This is a genomic window from uncultured Boseongicola sp., assembly GCF_937988555.1.
Taxonomy (GTDB): domain Bacteria; phylum Pseudomonadota; class Alphaproteobacteria; order Rhodobacterales; family Rhodobacteraceae; genus Boseongicola.
On sequence record NZ_CALJXO010000056.1, the window covers coordinates 1 to 3495 of the forward strand.

3 protein-coding genes are annotated in these 3495 nt (G+C 55.5%); 2 read left to right on the top strand and 1 reads right to left on the bottom strand.

Annotated features, from left to right (window positions below; genetic code table 11):
• On the top strand, nucleotides 1–504 hold a 504-nt coding region (locus tag Q1B15_RS03485), incomplete at its 5' end, for a glutathione S-transferase family protein (RefSeq protein WP_299750211.1).
• Between the two features lie 446 nt (nucleotides 505–950).
• On the opposite strand, the gene Q1B15_RS03490 is transcribed toward Q1B15_RS03485, so the two are convergent.
• Nucleotides 951–2051, bottom strand: a complete 1101-nt coding sequence (locus Q1B15_RS03490; RefSeq protein WP_299750214.1) for a hypothetical protein — start codon at nucleotides 2049–2051, stop codon at nucleotides 951–953.
• Between the two features lie 163 nt (nucleotides 2052–2214).
• Here Q1B15_RS03490 and Q1B15_RS03495 point away from each other — a divergent pair, with 163 nt between their 5' ends.
• Nucleotides 2215–3153, top strand: a complete 939-nt coding sequence (locus Q1B15_RS03495; protein ID WP_299750217.1) for a hypothetical protein — start codon at nucleotides 2215–2217, stop codon at nucleotides 3151–3153.
• Nucleotides 3154–3495 lie beyond the last annotated feature (342 nt).

The following is a 3495-nucleotide window of genomic DNA, read 5'->3' on the forward strand; positions in this document are numbered from 1 at the left end:
ATAAACCCGACTGGGCGGGTGCCTGCACTTACGCTACCAGACACAACAACCATCGGGGAAACTGGTGCAATTGTAACCTTGTTAGGCGAAGCCTTCCCGCAATTTGGCATTACTCCCCAACCAGGAGAACCGGACAGGGCGGAATTCCTGTTTTGGCTGAACGTCATGGCGACAGCAGGATACCCGACTGTTGCGAGATGGAATCATCCAGAAAGATATGCCAACTCTGAAATAGCGATTGCCGAAGTAGAAAAGAATGCTTCAGCTGATCTGGACGCTTTCTTTGATGTCATGGAAGCAGCCATTTCAGGCGAAGCTTCCTTGATGAAGCGAGGCTTCACGGCGTTAGACTATTACCTCGCTATGCTGACCGAATGGCCAGCAGATCGGGCGGCGCTGTTTGGCGCCCACCCAAAGATCGAGGCGCTGTATCTCTCAACCGCACAGCGCCCCGCTTACCAGAACGCGATGAATACCCACGCGTTACCAGAGCAAGCGGCTTAAGCCAGACAAGTAGATCGCAAATAGCAATGTGCGGCAACACCCGATAACGGTGCATTGGTCGAAAGGCCGCTTCGTCCCGCGTTGCGGTCATTTGGCCCAAGAACATGCTGCACGATGCACGAATGGCCGGTCTGGCGAAGCTGCGGCGCAGCATCAGATCGACCGACGAGCGGCAGCTAAGGGCCGTTCATGTTGGTCGGGGCGAGGTCGTTTGACAGGATCGGTGCGATGCGGCTAACGGCAGCAAGGAGCACGTTTTACCAGATGCTGCAAACGCAGCGTTTTGCACGAGCTACATACTGACGACAGAAAGGGTGGACCAATCCTGCCTTTCACGTGAGTGGAAATTACTGCAGCGCAGCTTTCGCATTCCGGACATTCGCAAACGGCGCTGAATTTTCCCAAACGGCGAAGCTCTGCTCCGATTCAGCGCACTATCACTTGGGCTATTTTTTCCAATTTGCAAACACACGGCTTAGGAGGGCCGCAAGTTGGGCCTGACTAGACGTGCCCGTCTTGCCAAATATGGCGCTAAGATGGGTTCGGCCTGTCTCCTTTCCAATACCGATTGCCATGCTGGCTTTGCCAAGACCCGCACCATCCACAAGTTCTGAGGCAAGCCGAGCTTCTGCTGGAGTCAATGCGAAGGCCATGCGCAAATAATCTGAATTGACGGACCCGGTGGGCAATACATCCTGCAACAAAAGAAGCCGCTTCCCACCAGAAAAGACGTCGCTAGCCAGCGAAGAGAGCGTGACACTTTGAGCGATCAACCATGGTGTCCCGTCGCGCCAGAGCGTAATCGGAAATCCGTTGGAGCTCGCACTTCGTGTGGTGATCTTCTTCAATTGTTGGTTGTTCACTGGTCCATTCGACACGATTTGCCCTCGGCAGATCCAGAGGTCGGGTCCAAAAAGCTGCGCTGCCGGGTCGTTGTGTCGAATGACATGACCCCGGTCATCCAGCAGAATTGCAGCGCAGCCGAGGTCCGAGAACGATTTCAGCCGCTCCGAGAGACGCGTCTCTTCCATCATCTCTGCCGAGGATACGAACCTCCGGACTGCGGGCATGAGCGCATCAAGCTTCCGGACATCTTGAACAGTGAAGGGCCCTTGTTCCTTGGTTCTGTAGAGCGGCAATGCCCAACGACGACTATGTGTTTCAAACCGGATTGCCGCCCACCAGGTCCGATTACCCGCAGTTGCGATTGACCGGTAGTAGGGCAGCGTGCTGCGTTCTTCTGTGTTGGTAATCTGGTGCTCAGTAACCGTCGGATGCTTGCTGATCGGAACTGAATATGGTCGCGATGTATGCGGATCGGGTGCTTCATCGACCCGATCCAGCCAGACGGCTGTGAAACGGGAGTGTGATCGAGACTCGAACTGTCGCCGTCGTCTGACGGATAGATCCTGATCAAATGGAAGAAGAACACAGCTACGGGCACCAACGGCTTCGGCAAGCACTTGAAGCGCGTCATCCCAAGCCGCAGCCCCCAAAGCCGCGTCTTGGCATGCGTCGAGCGCAGTGTCGACTTGAGGAGCACCCATCTAGTCTCTCCCAACCAAAAACAGTTGATCCTGGCAACCTACAGCCAAACTGCTAGCCCACGCAAATCGACCTCACCCGTTCGGGGGAAGTGCGAAACTTCAAACTACTTTATACTGCCGTCTGAACGCTTTGAGTACAGGAATACTGCAAAAGGAAATGACGATGAAAAGTAGTGTATGGACTAAGTTCGCGGTCGGCTTTCTGTCGGCGTTTTATCCGGTGGCCGCTCAGGCTGATGCCATCACAGCCGAGGACCTTCAGGTTGAGGCAGAAATCCCGAATAATGGTACGAACATGGCTTTTGGCCATAATGCCCTGTGGGTCGCCTCTGGTTTCTCTGTCTTGCGCATTGATCCGAGCGACAACTCCGTTCAGGAAGTGGCACTTAAGGGGGCGTCGCAAAAACAACGGCGTCTACTCATAGGTCCGAAGTCTGTGTGGATTGCGGATGTTGGCGCCAACACGCTCTTTCGGATCGATTCCAAGACCGGGGAGACGCTGCTCGCATTTCCGGCAGAAATGTCCTCCAGCAGCGGCAGCATTGCCGTAGGCGCAGACTCTGTTTGGGTAGTGACTGCCGAAAACTTTGAGAGAATGCTCTCCCGCTTCGATGCAATAACCGGAGCTGTTCAGGCACAGATTGATTTGCCGGAAATCGGCTTTGGGACAGCATTCGCAGGTGGGCACGTCTGGGTGAGTTCAGGCCGGAAGGACGAAATCTATAGGGTGGACCCTGACAACGACATGCTTGTTCAGACGATAGCGACGGGCAGCAGCCCGCGCTTGATGGTGGATGCTGCGGGATCGCTGTGGGTCCACACGATAGGAGACGGAGCCGTGCAAAGGATCGATAGTGAGACAGGCGAAATCGTTGCGACGATAGATGCTGATTTGCCGCTGGGAGCAGGCGAAATCGTCGCAAGAGAAAACGGTGTCAGTCTGTCGACGCCGTACCAATTGCAGTTTCTGAGTATTGACGCATCTACCAACTCGGTTGTCATGCGCGTGACTGGTCGTCAGGGCGCCGAGGACCATGCTGCAGGGGCGGGATCGCTCTGGTTGGGCGGATCGAAGATCCGGCGTGTAGTTCCGCCCCAATGACACGCGGTCGACTGTGATCGATGTGCCGCGAATTCAACGGCCTAACCGGACCGCCGCAGCGAAGAACGGAAATGCGCTGTAGCCGTCCGTTGGAGGTCCGCTTCCGGAGTTTGACCCAACTTGATCGCGATTGTAGCCAACTGCAGTAATCCGCCCGGGATGCTGGCGGGCTTAAAAAAATAATGGGAAGTTCGCGGTTGCAGCGAACGGCGGAAAAGTCCGCGATGCAGACCTCCGAGGACGGAAATGCTGCAGGGTGTATGAATGGCCGCTCTTGGTATGCCGCGCCGCGGTAAGGTCAATCTTGGTGAATGTCGGCAAAGGGCCGTTCATGTTGGTCGG